This is a genomic window from Paenibacillus sp. FSL R5-0341 (assembly GCF_037975235.1).
GTDB classification, from domain to species: domain Bacteria; phylum Bacillota; class Bacilli; order Paenibacillales; family Paenibacillaceae; genus Paenibacillus; species Paenibacillus amylolyticus_A.
In genome coordinates, this window is the sequence record NZ_CP150241.1 from 5,244,919 (window position 1) to 5,267,547 (window position 22,629).

Annotated in this window: 16 protein-coding genes; 5 read left to right on the forward strand and 11 right to left on the reverse strand. The window is 50.3% G+C overall.

All coding sequences use genetic code 11. The features are described from left to right. Positions 1-117: 117 nt before the first annotated feature. The 8 genes from MKX75_RS23540 to MKX75_RS23575 all read right to left on the reverse strand — a co-directional run bounded on the left by MKX75_RS23540 (position 118) and on the right by MKX75_RS23575 (position 8,938). Positions 118-1,086 (reverse strand): aminoglycoside phosphotransferase family protein, encoded by a 969-nt coding sequence (locus MKX75_RS23540; RefSeq protein ID WP_339167067.1) that lies wholly within the window; start codon positions 1,084-1,086, stop codon positions 118-120. Between the two features lie 193 nt (positions 1,087-1,279). Next, the gene (locus MKX75_RS23545; RefSeq protein WP_339167069.1) at positions 1,280-2,959 is read right to left on the reverse strand and encodes a glycosyltransferase family 2 protein; all 1,680 of its coding nucleotides are present in this window, start codon (positions 2,957-2,959) and stop codon (positions 1,280-1,282) included. 67 nt (positions 2,960-3,026) lie between these two features. Further along, on the reverse strand, positions 3,027-4,574 hold the full coding sequence (locus MKX75_RS23550; RefSeq protein ID WP_339167071.1) for a GT-D fold domain-containing glycosyltransferase: 1,548 nt from the start codon (positions 4,572-4,574) through the stop codon (positions 3,027-3,029). Positions 4,575-4,579: 5 nt separating this feature from the next. Further along, positions 4,580-5,311, reverse strand: a complete 732-nt coding sequence (locus tag MKX75_RS23555; protein WP_062837897.1) for a sugar phosphate nucleotidyltransferase — start codon at positions 5,309-5,311, stop codon at positions 4,580-4,582. After that, entirely contained in the window at positions 5,308-6,081 is a 774-nt protein-coding gene (locus MKX75_RS23560) for a glycosyltransferase family 2 protein (protein ID WP_339167074.1), read from the reverse strand. The genes MKX75_RS23555 and MKX75_RS23560 overlap by 4 nt, the downstream gene beginning before the upstream one ends. Beyond that, on the reverse strand, positions 6,078-7,199 hold the full coding sequence (locus MKX75_RS23565; RefSeq protein ID WP_339167076.1) for a glycosyltransferase family A protein: 1,122 nt from the start codon (positions 7,197-7,199) through the stop codon (positions 6,078-6,080). The genes MKX75_RS23560 and MKX75_RS23565 overlap by 4 nt, the downstream gene beginning before the upstream one ends. A gap of 41 nt (positions 7,200-7,240) precedes the next feature. Continuing rightward, positions 7,241-8,197, reverse strand: coding sequence for a glycosyltransferase (locus MKX75_RS23570; protein WP_062837899.1), 957 nt, complete (start codon positions 8,195-8,197; stop codon positions 7,241-7,243). Positions 8,198-8,641: 444 nt separating this feature from the next. Beyond that, positions 8,642-8,938 (reverse strand): hypothetical protein, encoded by a 297-nt coding sequence (locus MKX75_RS23575; protein ID WP_062837900.1) that lies wholly within the window; start codon positions 8,936-8,938, stop codon positions 8,642-8,644. Positions 8,939-8,978: 40 nt separating this feature from the next. On the opposite strand from MKX75_RS23575, the gene MKX75_RS23580 reads away from it, so the two are divergent. After that, complete coding sequence (locus MKX75_RS23580; protein ID WP_339167081.1) at positions 8,979-10,544, forward strand: M4 family metallopeptidase; 1,566 nt, start codon at positions 8,979-8,981, stop codon at positions 10,542-10,544. 174 nt (positions 10,545-10,718) lie between these two features. Here the strand turns inward: MKX75_RS23580 and MKX75_RS23585 are convergent, their stop codons facing one another. Then, positions 10,719-14,849, reverse strand: coding sequence for a WIAG-tail domain (locus MKX75_RS23585; RefSeq protein ID WP_339167083.1), 4,131 nt, complete (start codon positions 14,847-14,849; stop codon positions 10,719-10,721). A gap of 352 nt (positions 14,850-15,201) precedes the next feature. Here MKX75_RS23585 and MKX75_RS23590 point away from each other — a divergent pair, with 352 nt between their 5' ends. Together MKX75_RS23590 and asd are read left to right on the forward strand one after the other, a co-directional pair. Continuing rightward, positions 15,202-16,332, forward strand: a complete 1,131-nt coding sequence (locus MKX75_RS23590; protein ID WP_339167085.1) for a YheC/YheD family protein — start codon at positions 15,202-15,204, stop codon at positions 16,330-16,332. An 85-nt stretch (positions 16,333-16,417) separates the two neighbouring features. Then, a complete protein-coding gene (gene asd, locus MKX75_RS23595; RefSeq protein ID WP_062837904.1) occupies positions 16,418-17,209 on the forward strand; it encodes an archaetidylserine decarboxylase in 792 nt (263 codons plus the stop codon). A gap of 346 nt (positions 17,210-17,555) precedes the next feature. On the opposite strand, the gene MKX75_RS23600 is transcribed toward asd, so the two are convergent. Next, a complete protein-coding gene (locus MKX75_RS23600) occupies positions 17,556-18,341 on the reverse strand; it encodes an AraC family transcriptional regulator (RefSeq protein ID WP_062837905.1) in 786 nt (261 codons plus the stop codon). A 407-nt stretch (positions 18,342-18,748) separates the two neighbouring features. Next, entirely contained in the window at positions 18,749-20,206 is a 1,458-nt protein-coding gene (locus MKX75_RS23605; RefSeq protein WP_339167088.1) for a PLP-dependent aminotransferase family protein, read from the reverse strand. 156 nt (positions 20,207-20,362) lie between these two features. Here MKX75_RS23605 and MKX75_RS23610 point away from each other — a divergent pair, with 156 nt between their 5' ends. Further along, positions 20,363-20,980: a pyridoxamine 5'-phosphate oxidase family protein gene (locus tag MKX75_RS23610; RefSeq protein ID WP_145151586.1), complete on the forward strand. Its 618-nt coding sequence runs from the start codon at positions 20,363-20,365 to the stop codon at positions 20,978-20,980. A 178-nt stretch (positions 20,981-21,158) separates the two neighbouring features. Further along, complete coding sequence (locus MKX75_RS23615; RefSeq protein WP_339170571.1) at positions 21,159-22,457, forward strand: aminotransferase class I/II-fold pyridoxal phosphate-dependent enzyme; 1,299 nt, start codon at positions 21,159-21,161, stop codon at positions 22,455-22,457. Positions 22,458-22,629: the final 172 nt, after the last annotated feature.

Consider the following 22,629-nt stretch of genomic DNA (forward strand, 5'->3'; position numbering starts at 1 on the left):
AGGCGTCAATGGATCTGCTAATAGAATAAACCTATAGCTAAGTCAATGGATCTGCTAATAGAATAAACCTATAGCTAAATAGAAAGATTAAATTTTAAATTTGAAAGATGAATGATTTCACATCAATGATTCGCTATTGGCCCTCCAAACCTGTTCAAGAGCTTGTTTCGCTAATGTAGTGTAAAACTCGATCTGATCCGGACTTCGATCTATGGCCCACCTCAGGGTATCAAACGCTTTCAACAGCAAAACATACCTCGCTTGATTCAGTTCATGTTCCTGCTCTTGTACACTTGTCCCATAACCTTCTAAAAACGCTTTCAGTTCTTCGTTGTCAGGACCCTCTCCCCGTAGCTGGCATTGCAAGAGTTGAATGATATCCCCATACGGCGTGACGGTGACCTCCGCATTTCCCCAGTCCAGAAGGGTAATCTCTCCTGTCAAACTTACGATTGTATTCTTCAAAGAGAGATCGCCATGGCATAAGCCAAAGCGGAATTTTTGTATTTTCATTTGTTCGAATAATTGCCTTACGACCTGTGATTCCTCCATCGTCATCACACCAAGCTCGATCAGCGGGTCTTGCTCCGTCAGACTATTGATATTGTATTGCACATATCCTTGCCAGCTGCCATCTGATCCTGCATGCGGGGGAGAGTAAAATCGATCCTGTACAGAATTGTGCAGATCCCTTCCGAAACCTGTAACGGGGATGGATTGCAAAAGTTGAGTATACTCACCAAGTTTCCTCCAGATCATGGACGGGGGCACTGTCGTATCCAATCCGTTATCCCCTTCCACAACCGTTTGAATCATATAGGCATGTTCAGCGTTGACCCCAACGGATAATGTTTCTGGCCCAGGAATACCGGCACTCGTTGCTCGTTCGATGCACCATTTTTCTTTCAAAAAGGTGGGATATGTATCTGGATTATTCATCCGTACAATCACTTTATGACTTGCCGTTTCCACCAGGCAGACCTGATTAACAAAACCTTTACCCACGATATGATGTGAGCATGTTACTTTTTCCAGCAAAAAATCACTGGCAATCTGTTCGGCTTGGTTAACTATAGAATTCTTCACGGTGCATCCTCCCTGTCCCTATCTCATGATCCCAAGTTACGCTTGATGATAACTGCGTTGGTCATAGTGTAAAAGGAAATGGATGATCTTTCAATTATTCGGATGCGGAATGAGTCAGAGCGATTATACTGGATACCGCTACATCTTCCATTCCGCATCATGCTGCTGATCTGGACAAACAGATCGCCTGACATTACAGATCTGGGTTCAAAAGCTGAGGTGGGGCGATAATGGGCCAGCCTTCTTCCATCGAATTCAGTTGGTCCGCAGACACACTGACAATATGCCCGGAATTTACACCCCAACGTTCTGCGGCATATACGGATACAAATCGTCTGCGCTTGCCTCCGCTAATCTGATATCGAATCTCGGGTGCATCCACTGCGGCAACAATACTTCCTTCTGCCCAGCCATTCGGAGAACCTTGAACCGCTGTCGTATGCACCTGATGCGACTCCAGCGGCCATCCTTGCACGTCCCCCGCTGATATCAGTGCTTCTCCGGCAGGAATGGCGAGCAGATCCGGTTTGGCAACCTGAACAGGAGATATTCCACGCGGTACAGGGATGTTCAACTTACGCCGCCGTCCGCCGGTTAAGGTATAGACATCGCCTTTGGCATCGGACAGGAACGATCCTTCCGGGTAGAAGTCACTGCTGCGTCTGAACTGTAATGCTGGATCTTGGCTACCCTGCGTTGAGATTCGCTGGCGCGGATCGATTGGGTTTGTATCTCTGTCCTCTTGTTGACCGGATGGGGTACCAGAGCTTTGTCGTTTCGCCATGCGGGTAGTTTCGGCAACCAGCGTATGAGGATCTCCCCACTTTTGGCTATAAAACTGCTCGTTATCCTTGTTCACTACAGCAAAGTCCTGCTCACCCAAGGCTTTCATGCTGACACTTCCAAAGTGATGGATAAAGGCATCCCCCGCTACCGCAAGCTGGTATCCTGCCAGTTTCACCCGGATGATCCAGTCGTCATCTTCGAAATTACCCACGGCATACCCTTCATCCAAATAACCTACCCGCTCCAACAGTTCCCGTGAGAACAGCCAGCAGAATCCGACGAGTCGATCGGTCATTCGGTGTTTCTCTGCATCTGGACGATTATGTGTGGTGGCAAAAGACCACATGTCCTCGACCTCACGGTACGGAACCTTAATTTGCTGATCCCCGCCAATATAGTTGGTCACCGGGCCCACCACACCAATCTGTGGATCACTGGCAAGACAAGTCATCATGTTATCCAGCCAGCCTGGAGTAACCAGCGTGTCGTTGTTCAGTACGATAATATGTCGTCCTCTCGCCATCATCAGCCCATGATTGACACCTCCGGCAAACCCTCGGTTCTGATCCAGGGCAGCCACCCTCACCATGCCGCCTTTGCGGAGCATCGCCTCAGCAGTTCCATCCTTGGAGGCATTATCCACGACTATGATTTCGAAGGGGGCCGGGGTATGCTTTTCGATACTGGACACACATTGCAGCACATACTCCCGCTGATTGTACGTGGGAATAATGATGCTAACTCCTTCAAAAACAAGACCAAACGAGCCCTGTCCCTGGCGGACACCTTCGTCATAGCCTCTGTGATAACCCTGTTTGTATAGTTTGGCGCCCTTGGCTGTGCGTTTACTTTTGCCCTTGCGTCTGGATTTCCGTGTTGAACGACTACCTGCTGCATGCAGAACTGCCATTTCAGGTTCCGAGACATCTTGCTGTGTGGCACGGTGGCCCGCTTTTTTGTCGCTGCTTATGCTGCCATTCCGGTTGTGTTCACTACGGCTTTTGTCACTGCGAGTGACGTTTCGAGCATCAGCCTTGTTGTTATGACCATGACGTCCTTCCCCGCGCTGTTGACCGGGTATGCTCATGTTGCTCCCTCCATTTCCACTCGTCCGTGAGGCCAACGCGCACATGACCAGCCCCCGGACGGTCCACCTAGAGTTGAAGCTCTCCTGTTACCAGTTTGTCAGCCAGATGTCCAAAATCCAGAGCGACCTTGCCGAGTTCACCTGCAATTCGCCGACACAGAATGACCGCCGGAATGCCCGCCGCCACCAGAGCGATATCGAAAGCATGCTCTGCGGTTTGCTGCATCACCCTCGGAACATCCATGACACCTGCCACTGAACCAATGATGCCTGTGACATGAATACCCCGGCTATGCAGCAGTGCCGCAAGCTCTTCAGCCTGGCTGCCTATGAGCAGAACTCGTCGCCCTTGCAGTACCGGCAGCACCAAGCCGGACTGATGCAGACTGTAATTGATCGTGGAGCTGGTCAACTTCAGCCGGGACCAGTCGATCCCAAAGTGGCGCAATACCGGGAATAGCAGACCCTGGAACGTAGGCGCCCGGGAGATCGGGACGCCAACCCAGTCGGCGGACTGTATGGCTTCCGCGAGCATCGCGCGGATGTCTGGGGTTGAGCATGGCACCCCTGCATAGGGCAGAAACGGTGCCAGCTCCTGCACTTCCTGGCCTGGCAGCACCGTATCGGCTGCCAGGGTGAGCAGTTCGCCATCTCCGAGGCGAACGACAGACAAGGGGCGCTGCGCATCCAGCGCCGCCGTGATGTGGCCAGCCATCTCATGAGGGCTGGCCAGCCGGGCCAGGCTGGGCGCGTATTGGCGGAATCCCGCCGCGATCAGATCTGCCGCGGCCACGGCAGGCAGAATATGATCCGGCGGGATGTGCTGCGCCACCAGCGCCTCCCCGCCGGCGAATACGCCGTCGCGGTAGCCCTCGGCGTAGCCGCCGGGCACGGCCTGCGCCTGCACTGCGTGCTCCGCGGGCTGTGCAGGCGCAGGCAAGCCCTTCGCGCTGCCCGCATTCGCGGCGGCAGCGCCTTCCCGCCCCGCAGGAGCGACACCCTTCGGGAGTGTCGCTTGGCGCGGGGCGGGGCCAGCACCGCTGGCAGGCATCGCCTGTGGCGTGCTGGCTTGCGGTGCTGGCAGGGGCGCACGGCGCATCGCTGTGCGCTGCTTGGCGCGGGCAGCGGCACGCCGGCCCCGCGCTGGTGCAGCCCTGCGCCCAGCAGTGGCCTGGCGCAGGCCGGCTTTGCCTTTGCCGGTACGGCTGGCTCTGCCCGCATTGCTTCCGTTCGCAGGGCCAGCTTTGCCTGCTCTGCCCACAGCACTGCCCGTGCTGCCCGCTTTACCCGCACGGACCTTATGCGCTGCGCCTGCTGATGTCCCCGCTTTGGTCTGGGTACTCCGTTTCCCAGACTTCACACCTCTGACTCCAGCGGGCCCTGTACCCGTCCCTGCCGGAGTGCCACTGCCCATGAATACCGCCGGGTGCGTGCCCCGCGGTTTACCTGACACTGAGGCCCCAGTGGACCTGGTAGGTATCGCTACTCTCACGCCATTTCCTCCTTTGGCATGCACGAGGATTGTCGCTGCGCAAAGCGCCGGAGCATCCTTCCAGCTCCGGCGCAGGGTGTTCTGCTCCCATGGGGCACCGCACAGCGGCAGCATCAGGCGCATATATTTTAGGGCAATTGTCCCTTCATGCGGACAGCTGCTTCCTGGAGCGAATCAAATGTACCTGCATCACTCCAGTATTTCTGCAAAATATCATATTCCAGTCCACCAGCAGACGCGTAGTGATTATTTACATCCGTGATTTCAAGCTCTCCGCGTGCAGACGGCGCGATGTTTTGAATCAGGTTAAATACGTGATCGTCATACATATATATGCCAGTTACACAATAAGAGGTCTTCGGCTGGCTTGGCTTCTCCTCAATGTACGAGATTCGCTCTGGATGCTGTGGATCAAAGACCGGCACCCCATAACGTCGAGCATCATCCACTTCTTTGAGCAGAACTCGCGCTGTACCCGCCGGTTGCTGCATGTAGCGGTCCACATAAGGCTTCAAATCGTCGCTGAAGAGATTATCCCCCAGAAGCACAACAAATTTTTCGCCAGGAAGGATAAAGGTCGTCGCCAGATCCAATGCTTCCGCAATCCCGCCTGCCTTTTCCTGAATGCGGTACGTCAGCTTGACCCCATGATCTGCTCCGCCACCAAGATACTCTGTATATAACCCGGCGGAATGTTTGTTAATGACAATCAATATTTCATCAATGCCTGCCTGGCGGAGCCTGTCGATGCCATACATAATCATCGGATGTTTACCGACTGGAAGCAGATGTTTATTAATGAGCCGGGTCAGAGGATACAGTCTAGTTCCTGTTCCGCCGGCAAGAATTACACCTTTCATTCCACATTCCCTCCTTCATCGGATATGTCCATATATTCAAGCGGATCGACATGCCATTTGCTCATAAAAATCGAACGATTACGCTCAAGCAGCTGTTTCCACGCCACCGGATCTGTCTTCTGGAAGCTTGCACTTCCCTGATGATGCACAAGGACATCCCCGCATACCAGCAAGCGATAGCCTTGCAATCTTGCTCTATAACAATAATCGTCATCCTCATAGTGTCCCGGAGAGTACGCCTCGTCAAGCAGTCCAACCGATTCTATTACACTTCGTTTCATCAGCATGCACAGACCGACAATCCGGCGTACGTCCCTCCATCTTGAAGAATCCGCAATATTGTTGGAATCAGCCAGTTCCTGAAAATGTTCCATGTTCCGAAACGCCAGTTCAATCTGCTGAATTCCGCTTGCATAATTCGTGACAGGACCCGTGATCCCAATACTTGGATCACTGTGTAGAGCCGTTCGCAGATTCTCCAGCCAACGATGCGTGACCGTAACATCATTGTTCAGCAGCAACAGCTCTTCCCCGCATGCTGCACGGAGTCCAGCGTTACACGCTGCCGGAAATCCCCGATTGTCCGGGAACCTGACAAAACGAATTCGCTCCAGTGCACAATATTCAGCGGTTCCATCCGTCGAACCGTTATCCACAACGATAATTTCGTATGACGCAGGATCGCCCGAGTATTGTCTGATGGCATCAATGCAGGGCCTGATCAGATCCAGCCCGTTGTACGTTGGGATAATTATACTGGTCAGGGTCATCTGGCGTTCCTCCTGTAGGCCACTTCGGCACGAGAGAGCGTATGTGTCTGGGCTGTATCCCAACCTGTATCCAGCCAGGTAGTCAGCGCCTCCAGGTGATCTCCGATGATCAATCTGGCGACATCATTCCCACTCCCCGTGTTACCGGGACGCAAACGATTGGAACGAATAACATCCACCTGACTTGGTGCCGATACGCTCAGCCCATGCTGAATGGCGAGGCTTTGTGCCTTAGGTGGAACGGCCAGTGATGCTGGCTTCACGGTCTGAATCATACGACGAGACAACGCATGGGGCACGGCTGTCATGGAATTGGAACCAAGATCTGCCCTGCCTAAGGTTCGGTTCAGATATGCTTTGATTCGGCTTACCTCATCCTGCCCTGCAAACGGAGGAAGCAAGGACGTCAGATTATTCAACGCCACATCCTGTCCCCGATCCACCGCGAACAGAAAGGGTGCAAGCTGTTCCGCCGATACGACCATATCCCCATCCACAAAAAGGACCGTCTCCGCATCCGTCACCTTGGCTCCCAGGGACCGCCCCACATCATGCCCTGCCCGATCCGGTTCATATACGAGCGTAATTCCCGGCTGCCTTAATACCTGCTTCAAGCTGTCATCCGTCGTTCCATTCAGTACCACAATGATATCTGTCAGAGGCAAACGTTTGAGTTGCAATAGCACCTGCCCCAGTGTACGTTCCTCATTGCAGGCACAGACAACGGCAGCAGCCGAATGGCGAAGGGGTAGCGGTACGATCTGGCATGAATATCCAGAAGTATGAGCATACCCTTGCATAAATGCCTTACCTGCGTTCAGAGCTACTTCTAGGTTGCTTAGCTCCGCAACATTCACCGCGTATGCATTCCACGCGTGGCGCGCATGTTTTTCTGACGCTGCGTTGTCCGCCTTCGCCTCGCTTCCTGCAAGTTGCCCTGCTTTCCACATCAAACGCAGATCCACCAGGCCAGCTTTGGATCGGTTTCTGCTCGTTTTTGGAGTAATCGACTGTTTCTTGTTTCCATGACGCTTGTTGATACGGCTGCTTCCTGTCGTCGTTCGTCTTCGTCTATTTGTTGTCCGTCTGCGGTGGACAATTCCCGAACGTCCCTTCATTACCTCACCTCCAGCATGCTGCATCATCCGATGCGACATGCTTACCTCGCCAGGCTGCGAACACGTTGCAGATCGGTATGGCCTCCGCGGGGACCAAGCGTGTCCGTAATCCACCTGATTGCTGCCAGATGATCATTCAGCACCACTTGACTGAGCGGATCAGGCCCGCTTCGTTTCTTGATTCGAACGGCATTCAATCTGCCCACAGGTACGTGATGAACAGCGCGTACCCGGAGTCCGCCAATCACTGCTTTCGCTTGTGCGAGCGGCGGAACTTCAAGTGATGTTATTCCGATGACCTCAAGTCCATGACGGCTTAATGCATGCGGAATAGCAGTCATCGAAGCCCCTCGGAGATCGGATCTGGCGAGTATGCTGTTTAACATGTGTTTGGCCTCCACTACCGGATGAATGGGGCTGCGAGTTATCGGTCCATGGTAGTCGTTAAGTGCCACATCCGTTCCCTTCAGCACAGCCTGCACATAAGGTGCAAGGTGCTCGGCAGGGATTGCAATATCTGCATCAGTGAACAGCAATACCTGACCGCGGGCCGCCGCTGCACCTACTTTTCGTCCTCCATCATGCCCCAATGCTTCGGCATAAGTGAGTACTCGTGCCCCTGCACGTTTAGCTGCGTTAGCTGTACCATCTGTTGAACCATTAACAACGACAAGTACTTCAGCGTCACGACATATCCGCAGCGCTTCCCGAACGACGGCCCCAATTGTTTTCTCCTCATTCATAGCAGGGATAATGACCGAGAGCATAGGCCGCTGAGAATCGTCCCCATGCGGAGAGGTATCTCTTATGCCATTTTCGGCTTCATTCTTGGTCCCATCCTTTGCCTGTAGCATCTGCTGCTTGGGTGGAATAACGAACATATAGGCCTTTGTACCCTTTTTCTGTCCAGACTTCAAACCTCGTTTCTTCAGCACTGTTTTTCCGCGTCTCACTTTCGATTGCGTTGCAAAACGTGCTTTAGTACGGGTTTTACGCAACACTTTCACCTCCCGCATTCAATCATGAGCATGCCAAGGGAGTACACGTTATTCTATGTATTCGTGGAGCAGTGGAAACGGCGTATGTCCTTGCACCAAGCAGGTTCTCTCTGCGAATCAGGGGGGACAAGCCTTCCTTTTAGACAAAATACGTCAAAATATGCGTAAAACGCTACCTCTCCCCTACTTCAGACACAATTTTAGAAAAAAGCCAAATTTGCATCTTTTCCAAAGTTTTACACTGTGATAATATACGATCCAAGCAGTTTTATTTACAAAAATAACCTTGTAAGGAACACAAGTTCCCTATCTTCTTCTTTAACTATTTATTGACCTTAGGTTAGTTATTTAGTTATTGATGATGCATTTGCAAAACATGTTTAGTTATTTGTGTTTCTGATCTTGAGAGGAGTGATGCTGTTCAAAACATACTGCCATTGTCATTTACGTAAACCCGGAATGAACAACCCAGTTTTCCGTGAACACACCTTCTACCTGCGCAATTGGACAACCCCCGGCTTCTGAAAGAGGAACACAATGGACGATTAAGCCTTCGGGCTGAACCGAATAAACGGTAATCCTTTGGGTTGTGTTGATCACTCCCCAAGCCAAGGCCCAACCGATTTTGTTCCAATCGTTTCTTGTCTCATTCCACGCTTCAGGTTCAGCCCCACGCTCCGCGCTGCCCAAGTTGCAGACGGAATCCCAACCGAGATTGGCATGATTATGAAATTGATTCATTTTTCCAAAAAAAATAAGTTTGAGAATGGGAGAGTTTACTATGAAATTTGCCAAAGTTATGCCAACAATTCTTGGAGGAGCTCTTTTGCTCGCTTCCGTATCCTCTGCTACTGCAGCTCCAGTGTCTGATCAATCCATTCCACTTCAGGCCCCTTATGCCTCTGAGGAGGGTATTCCATTGAGCAGTGGAACAGATGACACCATCTTCAATTACCTTGGACAACAGGAACAATTCCTGAATTCCGATGTGAGATCCCAGCTCAAAATTGTCAAAAGAAATACCGATACCGCTGGCGTAAGACACTTCCGTTTGAAACAGTATATTAAAGGTATCCCGGTCTATGGTGCAGAACAGACGATCCACCTGGACAAAACCGGAGCCGTGAGTTCCGCGCTTGGCGATCTGCCACCAATTGAAGAGCAAGCTATTCCGAATGATGGTGTAGCCGAGATCAGCCGAGAAGACGCGATCCGCATTGCAACCGAAGAAGCAACCTCCCGTATTGGAGAGCTTGGTGCAGCGGAAATCACACCTCAAGCTGAATTGAACATCTATCATCATGAAGAAGATGGTCAGACTTATCTGGTTTATATCACGGAAGTTAACGTGCTTGAACCTGCCCCTCTGCGGACCAAGTATTTCGTAAACGCAGTGGATGGCAATATCGTATCCCAGTTTGACCTCATTAACTTTGCCACTGGAACAGGTACGGGTGTGCTTGGTGATACCAAAACCCTGACAACCACCCAATCCGGCAGCACCTTCCAACTGAAAGATACCACTCGCGGTAATGGCATCCAAACGTACACGGCGAACAATGGCTCTTCGCTGCCAGGTACCCTGCTTACGGATTCAGATAATGTATGGACCGATCGTGCAGGTGTAGATGCTCATGCTTATGCTGCTGCCACGTATGATTTCTACAAAAACAAATTTAACCGTAACGGCATTAATGGTAACGGATTGTTGATCAGATCCACTGTGCATTACGGCTCCAATTACAATAACGCCTTCTGGAACGGGGCACAGATTGTCTTTGGTGATGGAGACGGAACGACGTTCCGATCCCTGTCCGGTGATCTGGATGTTGTGGGTCATGAATTGACACATGGTGTTATTGAGTACACAGCCAATCTGGAATATCGCAATGAACCAGGTGCACTCAACGAAGCCTTTGCCGATATTTTCGGCAATACGATCCAAAGCAAAAACTGGCTGCTCGGTGATGATATCTACACACCTAACATTCCAGGAGACGCGCTCCGCTCCCTGTCCAACCCTACATTGTATGGTCAACCTGACAAATACAGTGATCGCTACACAGGTACACAGGATAACGGTGGTGTGCATATCAACAGTGGTATCATTAACAAAGCCTATTTCCTCGCAGCTCAAGGCGGAACACACAATGGTGTGACGGTTACTGGAATCGGCCGGGATAAAGCGATCCAAATTTTCTACAGCACATTGGTGAACTACCTGACGCCAACGTCCAAATTTGCAGCTGCCAAGACAGCTACCATTCAAGCTGCCAAAGATCTGTACGGAGCAACTTCCGCTGAAGCGACTGCCATTACCAAAGCGTATCAAGCTGTAGGCCTGTAAAACTTACTTTAATTCTTGTGGTTAAACTTATAATGAACTCATTTTAAATTGTAACGAAACGTTCAGACACCCCTCACCGTCCGAACGGATCAAGCTTATCTCATGCAAAAGCGGTGTCCCGGACAACTCTGGGCACCGCTTTTGTCATTTATCTTTTATTTATATAAGGCTGTATTATGCTTGCGAAGGTCCTGCAGCAATCCATGACAACAATCCGTACGTATGCTTGCAATCTGCCGTACGTGACACTTCCAGTACCGCTTCATCCTCACTCTGCGAGAGAAGAGATACCTGAAATCCCCGGTCATTGCTCATGGCTACAATCACATAATGTTCTGAAGCAAATGACTCTTCAAACACAACGGTTACCTCTGTGCATGCTTCACTCTCTGGCAGTACAAAAGCTTCCATTCCAAATTGCTGTACCACAGGTTGCTTGCTTACGCTACGAACTGGCTGGAAGGACAAATGTTTGGCCTGAACTGCGCCCGATTGCAGCTGGTTGCTGCCCACGGCATCATCACACAGATGCTCCTGTGTAATGGATTGAGGTTCTGGATTATACTCCACTTGAACAGCATATCCTGACGACGTTTCGACTGAATCAACAACGGATTGAGTCCTTTCATCTGTTACAGATTCCGCAATTTCTTCTGTCCATTCTGTAGAGAATTCAGCCCCGGCTTGAGCCTCTTGCTGATCATATTGATTTTCAAATTCAGGCTGTGTCTGTTGATCCTGCAGTTCCAGTACACCAGCCAGCGCATTCGTTGCTGTCTCATTACCGATATCCAGTCCAAACAGTGCTTCATTGTCCAGACCTACCGACTGCATAAGCTGCTGAACCTCCAGCATTGCTTCCTGCCTTTTCAGCTCTGCCAGTTGCTCCAGTGTATCTGCACTCACCTGACGAATGGCATTCCAGATCTCTTCACTTAGATGTGCCGTACCCACAATACCTGCATTCAAATGACTGGAAGTGATACTTTGATCACTTAATTTGCTGCCATCAATCGCTCGGTCAGCCAAATGCACAGCGGATATCGCTCCTGGAGCTAATTTACTGCCATCCACACTACCATCTGCCAATTTGGAACCCGCTACTGCTCCATCCTGGAGGTTAACCGTACCTACCGCGTCCTCTTCCAAGTGAAGCGCACCAATACTTCCCTCTTGAATGTGATCCGCACGGATTGCGCCTTCTTCAATATGAGAAGATTGCACACTTTCGTCTGCAAGATGAACACTTGATACCGCACCCTCGGCTAATTTGCTGCCATCGATCGCATGGTCAGCCAAATGCACAGAAGATATCGCGCCTGCGGCCAGTTTACTACCATCCACACTACCGTCAGCGAGTTTGGAATCCGTTACTGCTCCATCCTGAAGATGCTCCGTGCTTACCGCTTCCTCTTCCAAGTGAAGCGCACCAATACTTCCCTCTTGAATGTGATCCGCACGGATCGCTCCTTCTTCGATGTGAATCGATTGCACACTTTCATATGCCAGATGTCTGCTCGATATCGCACCCGCAGCTATTTTTGTTCCGTCTACACCGCCTGTCGCCAGTTTAGATCGGGTCACGGATTCTTCCTGTAAAATAATCGTACTCACCGATTCTTCTTCCAGATGAGAAGTACCAATGCTCCGCTCCTGAATGTGGTGAGGAAGGATCGCCCCATCCTGCACATGGCGGGATTGTACCGCTCCTTGCTGAAGATGATTTGCGCCAAGCGCCTCCGCCTGAAGATGCAGTCCACTGATCAGACCTGGTTGCAGATGTGCTTCCGTTACGGATAAAGGCGCCAGATGATCTGTTTGCACAGAGGATGGCGTGAGATGTTGTGATGTTATTGCCTGCCCTACGATATGATCTCCATGAATAATGTCTTCTTTCAGATGTTGGGAGTTCACGACCTGAGCAGCCAAATGATCCGATGTTACACTTCCTCCAGCCAGATGAATGGAATCGACCGAACCAGGCTGAAGGTGATCACTGCTTACCGCACCATGCTGTAATTCCACTCCAGTTACCGAATCTGCTGCCAGATGCTCTGAAGACAACGTACCTTGCCGCAGTTTGTTGCCTGTAATACTGCCATCTGCAAACAACTCCGGCGACCGGATCTCATCAGCCAGATGCTCCAGGGAAACGGCATGTTGCTTCAGATGATAACCACGAATCGTTCCGGCAGGAATATGCTTGGCGACGATACTTTCAGCCAGGATTTTAGAAGAAGTAACACTGCCATCGGCCAGTTTCGCTGATGTAACTGCCAAGTCAGCCAGTTTGTCAGTAGAGACACTCTCTGGTGAAAGTTTAGGAGAAGTAACCGCATGGTCCGTCAGATGCGGCGGGAAAATGGACCCTCCAGCCAATTGGGCTGAGGTCACACTGCCCGGGGCCATTTTATCCGTAGTGATTGCACCGCGAGACACCGCCTCCGTATGAACACTGCCCGGTTGAAGATGGGGTGTGCTCACCGAGTGCTCCGTAAGGTGCTCGGACTTCACAGAATAAGGTCTCAGTGCTTCGGAACCTACACTGCCTTGAGCCAGATGCGCACCTGTAACACCTCCATTCGCGAGATGGGTCGATGTTACGCTGCCCGGAGCCAATGCTTTGCTTATGACAGAGGCAGGCCCCAGTTTCTCGGCTGTAACACTGGTATCCGCGAGCTTCGCACTTGTTACCGCTCCGTCCTGCAATTCAAATGTACCTACGGATGACTCGGCCAAGTGCTTCTCCAGCACGACACCTTCGCCCAAAGCCTCAGCAGACACACTTCCCGCGGAGAAATGAGAAGCTTCAATGCTTCCACTAGCAATATGAATCGAGTGAATGGCTGAATTATCCACATGCACAGGGGTTATGCCTCGATTCGCGATATGCTCTGCACGAATGGACCCTTTGGCCAGATGTTTACCTTGTACGGCTTCATCGGCAATTTTGGAAGCAATGATGCTCTGGTCAGCGATCTTGGAAGCCGTAATGGCCTGTTCCAGCAATTTCGCTGTTCCGACAGACTGGTCTGCCAGCTTGCTGCTGTTGACCGCACTATCCACCAGATGCTCACTGCTTATTTCTCCATGCCCAATCTGCTCGCTGCCTATAGCGAGCGCTCGAATCTGAGCGGAGCCGATGGAACCATCCACCAGATGCCTTCCGCTTAATGAATTCTCGGCAATGTGTCTGGTCTGAATCGCCCCGTCCTCAATCTGCTCACTTCCAATACTGCTGGCAGACAGTTGGGAACGCCCCACAATCCCTTCCGCCAAATGTGCCTGTTTAACTGCACCGGACTGAATGTGGTGTGATTCGATGGATTGCTCTTCAATCTTGCTGCCCGTCACAGCACCCTCACGAATTTTGGCCGATGTCACCGCATCATCAGCCAGCTTCGATGTATGAATGACTCCACCCGATAAATGGCGGGTCTCGATCCCACTGATGGCAATCTTATCACCAGTGACCGCATGATTTTTGATTAATTCTTCGGTAACCAGCAAGCGGCTAAGATGCCTTGTATTGATGGAACCGTCGGCAATTTTGGCGGAATCAATGACTTGATTGCCGAGCTTCTGCGAAGTGATGCTGCCATCCCTGATTTTATCCCCACCAATGGAAGCATTCCGGATTTTGTGACCTGACACGGAGCCATCAATCAGATGTTCTTCCGATACAGACGCTTCTGCCAGTTTCGCAGATACAATTGCACCATCCGCGATGTGGATGCTGGTCACTGCATAATCCTGTAACGCTTCACTTCCGACAGCACCTGGTTTCAGCTTGGATGCATCCACCGAGAAGGGAGCCAGCCGACTCTCCGTAACAGCGAACTCACTGAGATCATCCGTGTAGATGTAGTGTCCGGTATGTCCCGGCATCTGATTCTGATTCAGGATCTCTAGCCGATCCTTGCTCTTTGTCTCCTTCTTGCTACTCTGTTCTTCCAGGGAAAGAGGAGCAATACTGCTTACCTGAATTTCTTTCTCCGTGACCACTGGAGCACTCACTTCCTGGTTCACTGACTCTACAGGTTCAGGCTTCGGGGTGTCAGCCAATTTCTCTTGCACAGGCTCGTTCGTAGCTGAACGAACCTCTGTACTTTCGGGAGAAGCTTCAGCTGAATCTTGAATGCTCTTGGGAGCAGGTACATCTGTATTCAGGCGTTCTCCCCTATTCGGTATCAGCCCTGATTTTGTTGGATCCACTCGGCGATCAGTCAGTTCCAATTCCTTGAATTTCGGGCTCACATGCCGCAGTTTCGGCGTCAGAACCTTCTTTTTGCCATTTTTACTCATGCAGCTTGCTCCTTCCTCTAACGTTCGTCTCCGGCATCATATGCTTCCATATGGGCATCTGCCACTTCAATTGTGACTTTTGCAGATTCCAGAGCACGGATGTACAGGCTTCAAGACAGGAAGGTTCGATGAGCTTCGTGGAAATAGGCGTGTCAGGGTGGTAGTGGAAAGGCGGCTGTCCACGCCCCCGTCCCAGTCATGTCATAGAATATTATGTCTAAGCAAACACTGGTGCATGGCTATGCATCTACACACCGGTCTGCGTTATCGCGATGTCAGAGCCATGCGGTGACAGGCCGGCATTCCATGAATGGACGATCCATGTCGCGATAACATCGAAGGAGGAACGGTCATGCCCCAAGAAACGATCGGCATTATGTTCGATTCACGCATGTACCGGGGGATACCGGCCGGAAGGACCGGTCAGGAATCACTCGCGAATTATGAACAGGCAGCGGCCAGTTATGGATTAACTCCCTGCTTTTTGCGGCTGGAAGATATTGATTCGGATCGTAAGACATGTGTTGCCTATGTAAAAAAGGAAGGTAAATATGTCCGTGAGCGCATGCCATTGCCCTCCGTCATTCATAACCGATCACTCCAGCTTCGCCGGGCGGAACAGCATCAGATCACCAAGCTGATGTTGCAGGGTATTCAGGTATTCAACGTTCGCAACCGGTACCGTAAAGATCACATTCATGACATGCTTCATCAGGACTTCGCCTTGCGAGAACATCTGCCCCATGCAGTTAAAGCTACGCCTGAGTCTCTGACCTATATGATGGAACATTATGATGACCTCGTCATCAAACCCTGTAGTGGCAGTATTGGTCATGGTATTATGCGAGTCTTTCAGCGAGATGGACAGTGGAAACTGACCTGTGAGACAAAAGCTGCACGCAAAGGATGGGCTACATTCCGATTGAGCAAAGGACAGCTTCCTTCCTCCACCCTACGGCGTATCTTTCGTCATGCCTACCTCATTGAAGAACGTATCCCGCTGGTGCGTTATGAGGGTAGGCCGGTCGATCTGCGGGTATCCGTACAGCGTGGTAGCGATGGTCTGTGGGGAATTACAGGCATGTTTGCCAAAGCCGCTCCTGCTCATACGTTTGTCACCAACATCGCCCAGGGCGGTAAAGTCATGAAGCTCGCGGAGGCCCTTGGAGCAGTATATTCAGACTTCGATTTGGCTCGACTGGAGCACAGAATCGGATTTGTTGCACTCCGAATTGCCCAAAACCTGGCCGCCAGTCTGCCACACCTGGCTGATCTGGGCCTTGATCTCGGAATTACGCGTAGCGGCCAGATCTATTTTATTGAATGCAATGGACGGGATCAGCGCTACGGTTTTCGTAAAGCCGGCATGTCGGAACACTGGAAGACCACATACAGTAAACCGATGGCCTATGGACGTCTGTTGCTGGAGCAGAATTCGAGAATTCCGAGACAACCGCAGACATACGATAGGGGATCATATTGATTTCGCGTGCATTCTGTGTCAATATTATGCAGAACGGCCGGTCATGCCGGCCTTGAAGTTCGCATTAACCCTAAGGGGGATATTCATGGCAAAAACGCTGTTGCGATTAATGACCGAGCTTTCTTCGCGCAAATGGATCTCCCGGACTGTGGGAGCCTTCTCCAAAAGCCGGGGAAGCAAGGCATTTATCCCTTATTTTGTCCGGACCTACGACATCCCTGTTCAGGAGGCCGAGAAAGACTGGAAGGAATACCGTTCACTGAACGATTTCTTTACCCGCAAATTAAAACCGGGCATGCGCCCGTTGGAACTTTCAGAGCATGCACTGATCAGTCCGGTCGATGCCAAGATTACGGCAGCCGGTCCGATATCTGCAGGGACACTCCTGAATGTTAAGGGACAAAATTATACACTTGCTGAATTATTAAACCATTCTCCCCATCTGGAGAAGTACAAGCACGGCTACGGGTTCGTCCTCTATCTCAGCCCTCGCGACTATCACCGCATTCATGCACCTGTCAGCGGCCGCAAAATAGAGAGCGAGCACATCAAAGGCAAAGTTTATCCCGTGAATGACTTTGGCCTGACCCATATGAGATCCGTGCTTAGTCGAAACGAACGGCTCATTACGTATATCGCACACGATTACGGTGAAGTGGCGGTTGTCAAAGTAGGTGCGATGAACGTGAGTAGCATACAATATGCGGACACGGACACAAGTACCTGGGCACAGGGCGATGATCTGGCCTATTTTGAATTCGGTTCCACTGTTGTTCTGTTGACGCAGAGTGGCACATTCGAACCGAAACCGGGCTTACAGCCAGGCGATTCGGTCAAAATGGGCGCATTGCTTGGTCGTTTGAAACCGAAGAACTAATGAGTCATACGCAAATAAAGAGGATGGCGCAGCACCTGTAACCAGGTATTGCGCCATCCTCTTTATGCATTCATATTCATCCATGTATACATACAGTACGAAGCTATGCTCCGTCGTTATTGGTCTGCTGAGTTCTCCTCAAAACCACACATCTTGCAAGTCCTCTGCCGGTTTGAAGCGGCGCAGACGGTTCCGGAAAATATTGCATCCCTTCGTAGAGCATCCCCGGTTGCGGACCCGACGTTTTCCGTTCATCACAAGTTCCCCCTTTTGGTCATCTGGAATGCTAGATAATTACCCTTGCGTTCCAGACTTGAAACGTTGTCATGTTCTTCCCATCAGAATTCTAACGAATCTCGGATGGGCTTTTGCCTGTATACTGCTTGAACTGACGACTGAAGAAGAAAATATCCCGGTATCCCAGAGCATCTGCCACTTCGGTCACATTCATGCCGGTATGCACCAGCAGATGTTCTGCCCGTTCAATACGCATACGGATAATATAAGATTGCACCGATGATCCAACCAGTTCCTTGAACTTGATCGAGAAGTATCGGGGTGATAAGCCAGCCCGTGCAGCCAGATCTTCCACCCGATGCGTAATCCCGGGATGCTGACGCACATAATTGGCGACCTCCTGGATCACATCGGATAACTGGTTGCTAACCTTTTTCTCCACAGGTTCTTCCGTATCGGCGCGCAGCAAATGAATCATCAGCTGTTTTAGAATCAATCGACTCTCTTCATCACGTCCGTACACATCCGATAAGAACAGTCTTACATAACGTGCCAACAAATGCTCAAATTCCACCGTTTCCTGTACCTCACGATAGGACTGGGGAACATCAGTAACAGGCTCGTCCACATCAAAGTGAATATACGTAAGTACCAACGGTTTTTGCTTATTATGTGTTGCCGTAGGATGATCGCCTGGTCTGAACAAAAAACAACTACCCTTCCCAACTTCATAGGACTGGTCATTCAGTACAAGCGTTCCTTCACCACTCCATACATAAAATAAATCATAGTTTTGCATCGGTTTTTCCCGTTTCTGCCACTTCCAGCCCGGTTCACAGACAATTTTGGCGACAGCGGGCAAAATAACAAATGATGACGGCGATGCCTGCAGCATGTCGCCACTCCCCCTTGATAGTTAATCTCTCTGCATATGGCATCATTCTGATCTGAATCTCACTTCTTCAATCAAGGCCATATGTATTTCAGTATCTATAGAAATTGAACTAAAGAACATTTACACTTGCCACTCCGATGACAGAACAACCTTCCGATCGCTGTTATCCCCAGATTTTTTGATTCACTTTTTCAAAGGTGAAAATCTGACGATAGCGTATGCTTCCGATGTAGCTTTCCTTCAGAAAGCTTTTAGGCGAACGCTCCGCTTCTTCAGGTTATTTCTGCCCTCTACATTTTCGTGTAAATAATTAGTTCAACTTGTATAGCATCATTCAATCCAACTTGCTCATATATAATCTCTGCTCCTACAGGAGCGAAATGTCTTATCCCATTATACAGCGGAATTCACTGAAACGAAAATGTGCACTTCTCCCAGGCTAGCCGCATTCGCCGGATTCCCTCTATTATCTCTTCTTTCTCCAGATGTGCAAAAGCAAAGCAGGCCGCCGGATGACCTGAAGTCAGCCGATATCGCTCTCCATCACGGAACAGTATGCCATCCTCCTCAGCAAGCTTTTTAAATTGCTGATAACTGTCCACATTGCCATTCCAGGTAGCATAGATATGCAGTCCTGCATCACCAAGCTGCATGGTGAATGCCTCCGGCAACTGTAGCTGCATCTCTCGCACAAAGAAATCATGCCGTTCCCCATATAAACGGGTTAACCTCCGTAAGTGCCTCAGGTAACCTCCTCGGGTCATGAACTTCGCCAGTGCGCGCTGCTCCAGCAGTGCCGGAGGTACCGGTTCATACAGCGCCTTGGCGGCAAGCAAAGGTTCTACCAGACCAGGTGGCAGGACGGCGTAGCCTAGTCGGAACGCAGCAACCATCGTTTGTGAGAATGAACCGACGTAGATGACTCGCTGTTCACGATCAAGCACTTTGAGGGGTTCAATCGGTCTTCCGCCCCACCGGAATTCGCTGTCGTAATCATCTTCAATAATGACCGCATTCCGCTTCGAGGCCCACGCAAGCAAAGCACGTCTTCTGTCCAATCCCAGCACGGCTCCTGTTGGAAACTGCCGGGTAGGTGTGACAAATAACGTCTGTGCCACCCATGGCTGGGGAATAATACCCGCGGTATCCACATCTGCCGGGATGATGTTCCCACCACAGGACTTAACGGCATGGGCAATGCCCGGATACCCCGGATTCTCCAATACAACCGCTGCCCCCTCTGCAATCAGCAGCTGGGATAGCAGAGTGATGCCTTGCATTGAACCGCTGAACAATACAATCTGTGATGCATCAGCCTGGATGCCACGTGTCCATCTGAGATGGGAGGCGATGGCTTCACGCAGCTCCGGATCACCGGCTGCACCGCTAGGTTCTCGCCAACCACTCCGATGAACAGCAGCGAGCGCACTCTTCCACTCCGCCAACGGGAAATGTTCTGCTGGCATGCGCTGCATTTGGAAATTAATGATGGACGGCTTCGGTGAAGGTATCTGGGCCCGTGGGACATCATGTTGTGTATTCAACATCTGGACTCGTTCGCCCCAGGGAGACAGCCTGAGAACGGCTTCCTGTTTCTCGTTTTCCTGTGTCGATAATGTTTCCGTTACAAATGTACCTCTTCCCCGATGTGCATGGACATAACCATCCGCAAGCAGCATGTCGTATACCTGAGCTACCGAACCACGTGACATCTCATATTGTCTTGCCAGTTCGCGCGTCGAAGGAAGCCTCGTGCCTCCCTCCAGTGTGCCTGCATGAATGGCATCCCGTAACGCATGGTACAATGCCTCATACTTGTATCGATGCTGAAGTTCATAGGTATCCATCGGTAGCCACAATTCCATCGTGCACCTCTCTCCATCCGTCTTCATTCGTGATCCCTGACCAATTGGCCTACTAAAGTGAATGTAAATTGGATCTATTTCATTGTCAATGTATGAACTATGGTTATCCATAAGATATGGCGTTCTATTATATATTTCATTGATGGGGGAATACACATGAGACGGAAAGAATTCACAGTAGATGAAGAACAGGAGATTACCACATTTCTGGATCAGTGCTCCTTCGGGTTTCTGGGAACAGTCAGTCCAGATGGACAACCACGGGTTACACCACTGAATTTTGTCTATATGGACGGTCACTTTTATTTTCACGGCAGTCTGGCTGGCGAGAAGATGAAACAGATTAAGCAGGATTCGTCGGTCAGTTTCACGGTGGCTGAAGAGTTCTCCCTGATTCCATCCTATTTCAGTGATCCCGAGCTTGCTTGTCCAGCGACTTCTTTCTTCAAAAGTGTCATGGCCTTCGGTCAGGCAGAACCGGTTAAGGATCTGGACATCAAAGGCAAGGTACTACAACGCTTCATGGAGAAACTCCAGCCACAAGGCGGATATGTGCCCATTGATGCTACTGACTCGCGTTACACAGGCAACCTCAAAGCTGTAGCCGTTGTAAGAATAGTACCAGAACGAATCAGCGCCAAGTTTAAATTCGGACAAAATCTCTCCAGTGAACGATTCGATCATATCAGTGGTCAACTGGAGCAACGCAATGAGGGACGAGATGCCGAAACCGCTGAGATGATGCGGAAATATTGTCCATTTCATCAGCAATAAGATTCATTTTCAGAGGATTCATCCAAGGATAAATTCAGCTAATTTTCACCTTAAAACCGTCTGCAACAACGCGGTAAAGCGATATAACTGTCATGTTGCGTAATTTCCGTGACGGGGGGATGTCAAGGTGTTATAATGTTAGGCAGTTGAATCCCAAAGACTTGGAAGGATGAAAAGAATGAATCCACTGGCTGAACAGTTGAACGAAAGTATTCAGGCAGGCAGCAGTCACGTCTACTCCATGCTGTCACAGCTCGGCAAAGAAATTTATTTCCCTAAAGAAGGTATCTTGAGTCAATCTGCTGAAGCAGCAAGCTTGGCCAAAACCTATAATGCAACGATTGGTATCGCTCTGGAGGGCGGTGTGCCGATGCATCTTCCGGTTATCCAGGAGAAGCTCTCTGCATTCCAGCCGAAAGATCTTTACCCTTACGCTCCGCCTGCAGGCAAGCCTGAATTGCGGACCGTTTGGAGAGACAAGATGCTGAAGGAAACACCTTCGCTTGAAGGTAAAACGTTCGGTAACCCGATTGTAACCAATGCATTAACCCATGGACTTAGTATCGTAGCCGACCTGTTTGCCGATGAAGGGGACGCTGTCATATATCCGGATAAAAACTGGGAAAATTATGAGCTGACCTTCGGAATTCGTCGTCATGGCCAGTTGGTTCATTATCCCCTGTTCGATGATCAATTGAACTTCAACAGCGAAGGCTTGCTTCAGGCCCTGCTTGATCAGAAGGACAAAGGTAAAGCGATCGTACTGCTCAACTTCCCGAATAATCCTACAGGTTATACGCCTGGAGCCGAAGAAGCAGATGCGATTGTGAGCACGATTCTTCAGGCAGCTGAAGCTGGCGTTAACGTGGTTGCTGTAACAGATGATGCCTACTTCGGGCTGTTCTTCGAAGATTCCATTCATGAATCCCTGTTTGGCAAACTTGCCAATATTCATCCACGTGTTCTGACTGTAAAAGTAGATGGTGCAACCAAGGAAGAATTCGTATGGGGCTTCCGCGTTGGATTCATTACGTATGCCCATGAAGATGCAGCCGTTCTGCACGCATTGGAACAGAAGACACTCGGTATTATCCGGGCAACCATCTCCAGTGGCCCGCATCCTTCCCAGACCTTTGTATTGGATGCGCTCAAAGCACCGGAATTTGAAACACAGAAACAGGAGAAGTTCGAGATTATGAAAGGCCGTGCCAACAAGGTGAAGGCCATTCTCGATAGCGGCAAGTATGAAGATGCATGGGATTATTATCCCTTCAACTCTGGTTACTTCATGTGCCTGAAGCTGAAAGAAGTTGGTGCTGAAGAACTTCGAAGCCACTTGCTGCACAAATACGGTGTCGGTACAATCGCGCTGGGTGAAGCGGATCTGCGAATCGCCTTCTCCTGTATCGAAGAATCCGGATTGGAAGATCTGTATGAAACCATCTATCGTGGAGTTCAGGATCTGCAGACGACCTAGTTAACACACCGTAACGAAGTTACAACAATCTCAATAAATCAGGGACACAGGATCATGTCTGTACCCTGCATGATATAAGAACCCTTTGTATAACCGCGACGTTTCATGTCTACGGATATACAAAGGGTTCTTTTATGTTTTAGCTGCCCAAAAGCTTTAATTTCTGACTTTA

What these genes read in the sequence shown, in the direction of transcription:
- MKX75_RS23545 (WP_339167069.1), bottom strand. Translation starts at nt 2,959, where the DNA reads ATGAGCATACCCGGTCAACAGCGCGGGGAAGGACGTCATGGTCATAAC.
- MKX75_RS23550 (WP_339167071.1), bottom strand. Translation starts at nt 4,574, where the DNA reads ATGCGCCTGATGCTGCCGCTGTGCGGTGCCCCATGGGAGCAGAACACC.
- MKX75_RS23555 (WP_062837897.1), bottom strand. Translation starts at nt 5,311, where the DNA reads ATGAAAGGTGTAATTCTTGCCGGCGGAACAGGAACTAGACTGTATCCT.
- MKX75_RS23560 (WP_339167074.1), bottom strand. Translation starts at nt 6,081, where the DNA reads ATGACCCTGACCAGTATAATTATCCCAACGTACAACGGGCTGGATCTG.
- MKX75_RS23565 (WP_339167076.1), bottom strand. Translation starts at nt 7,199, where the DNA reads ATGAAGGGACGTTCGGGAATTGTCCACCGCAGACGGACAACAAATAGA.
- MKX75_RS23575 (WP_062837900.1), bottom strand. Translation starts at nt 8,938, where the DNA reads ATGAATCAATTTCATAATCATGCCAATCTCGGTTGGGATTCCGTCTGC.
- MKX75_RS23580 (WP_339167081.1), top strand. Translation starts at nt 8,979, where the DNA reads ATGAAATTTGCCAAAGTTATGCCAACAATTCTTGGAGGAGCTCTTTTG.
- MKX75_RS23585 (WP_339167083.1), bottom strand. Translation starts at nt 14,849, where the DNA reads ATGAGTAAAAATGGCAAAAAGAAGGTTCTGACGCCGAAACTGCGGCAT.
- MKX75_RS23590 (WP_339167085.1), top strand. Translation starts at nt 15,202, where the DNA reads ATGCCCCAAGAAACGATCGGCATTATGTTCGATTCACGCATGTACCGG.
- asd (WP_062837904.1), top strand. Translation starts at nt 16,418, where the DNA reads ATGGCAAAAACGCTGTTGCGATTAATGACCGAGCTTTCTTCGCGCAAA.
- MKX75_RS23600 (WP_062837905.1), bottom strand. Translation starts at nt 18,341, where the DNA reads ATGCTGCAGGCATCGCCGTCATCATTTGTTATTTTGCCCGCTGTCGCC.
- MKX75_RS23605 (WP_339167088.1), bottom strand. Translation starts at nt 20,206, where the DNA reads ATGGAATTGTGGCTACCGATGGATACCTATGAACTTCAGCATCGATAC.
- MKX75_RS23610 (WP_145151586.1), top strand. Translation starts at nt 20,363, where the DNA reads ATGAGACGGAAAGAATTCACAGTAGATGAAGAACAGGAGATTACCACA.
- MKX75_RS23615 (WP_339170571.1), top strand. Translation starts at nt 21,159, where the DNA reads ATGAATCCACTGGCTGAACAGTTGAACGAAAGTATTCAGGCAGGCAGC.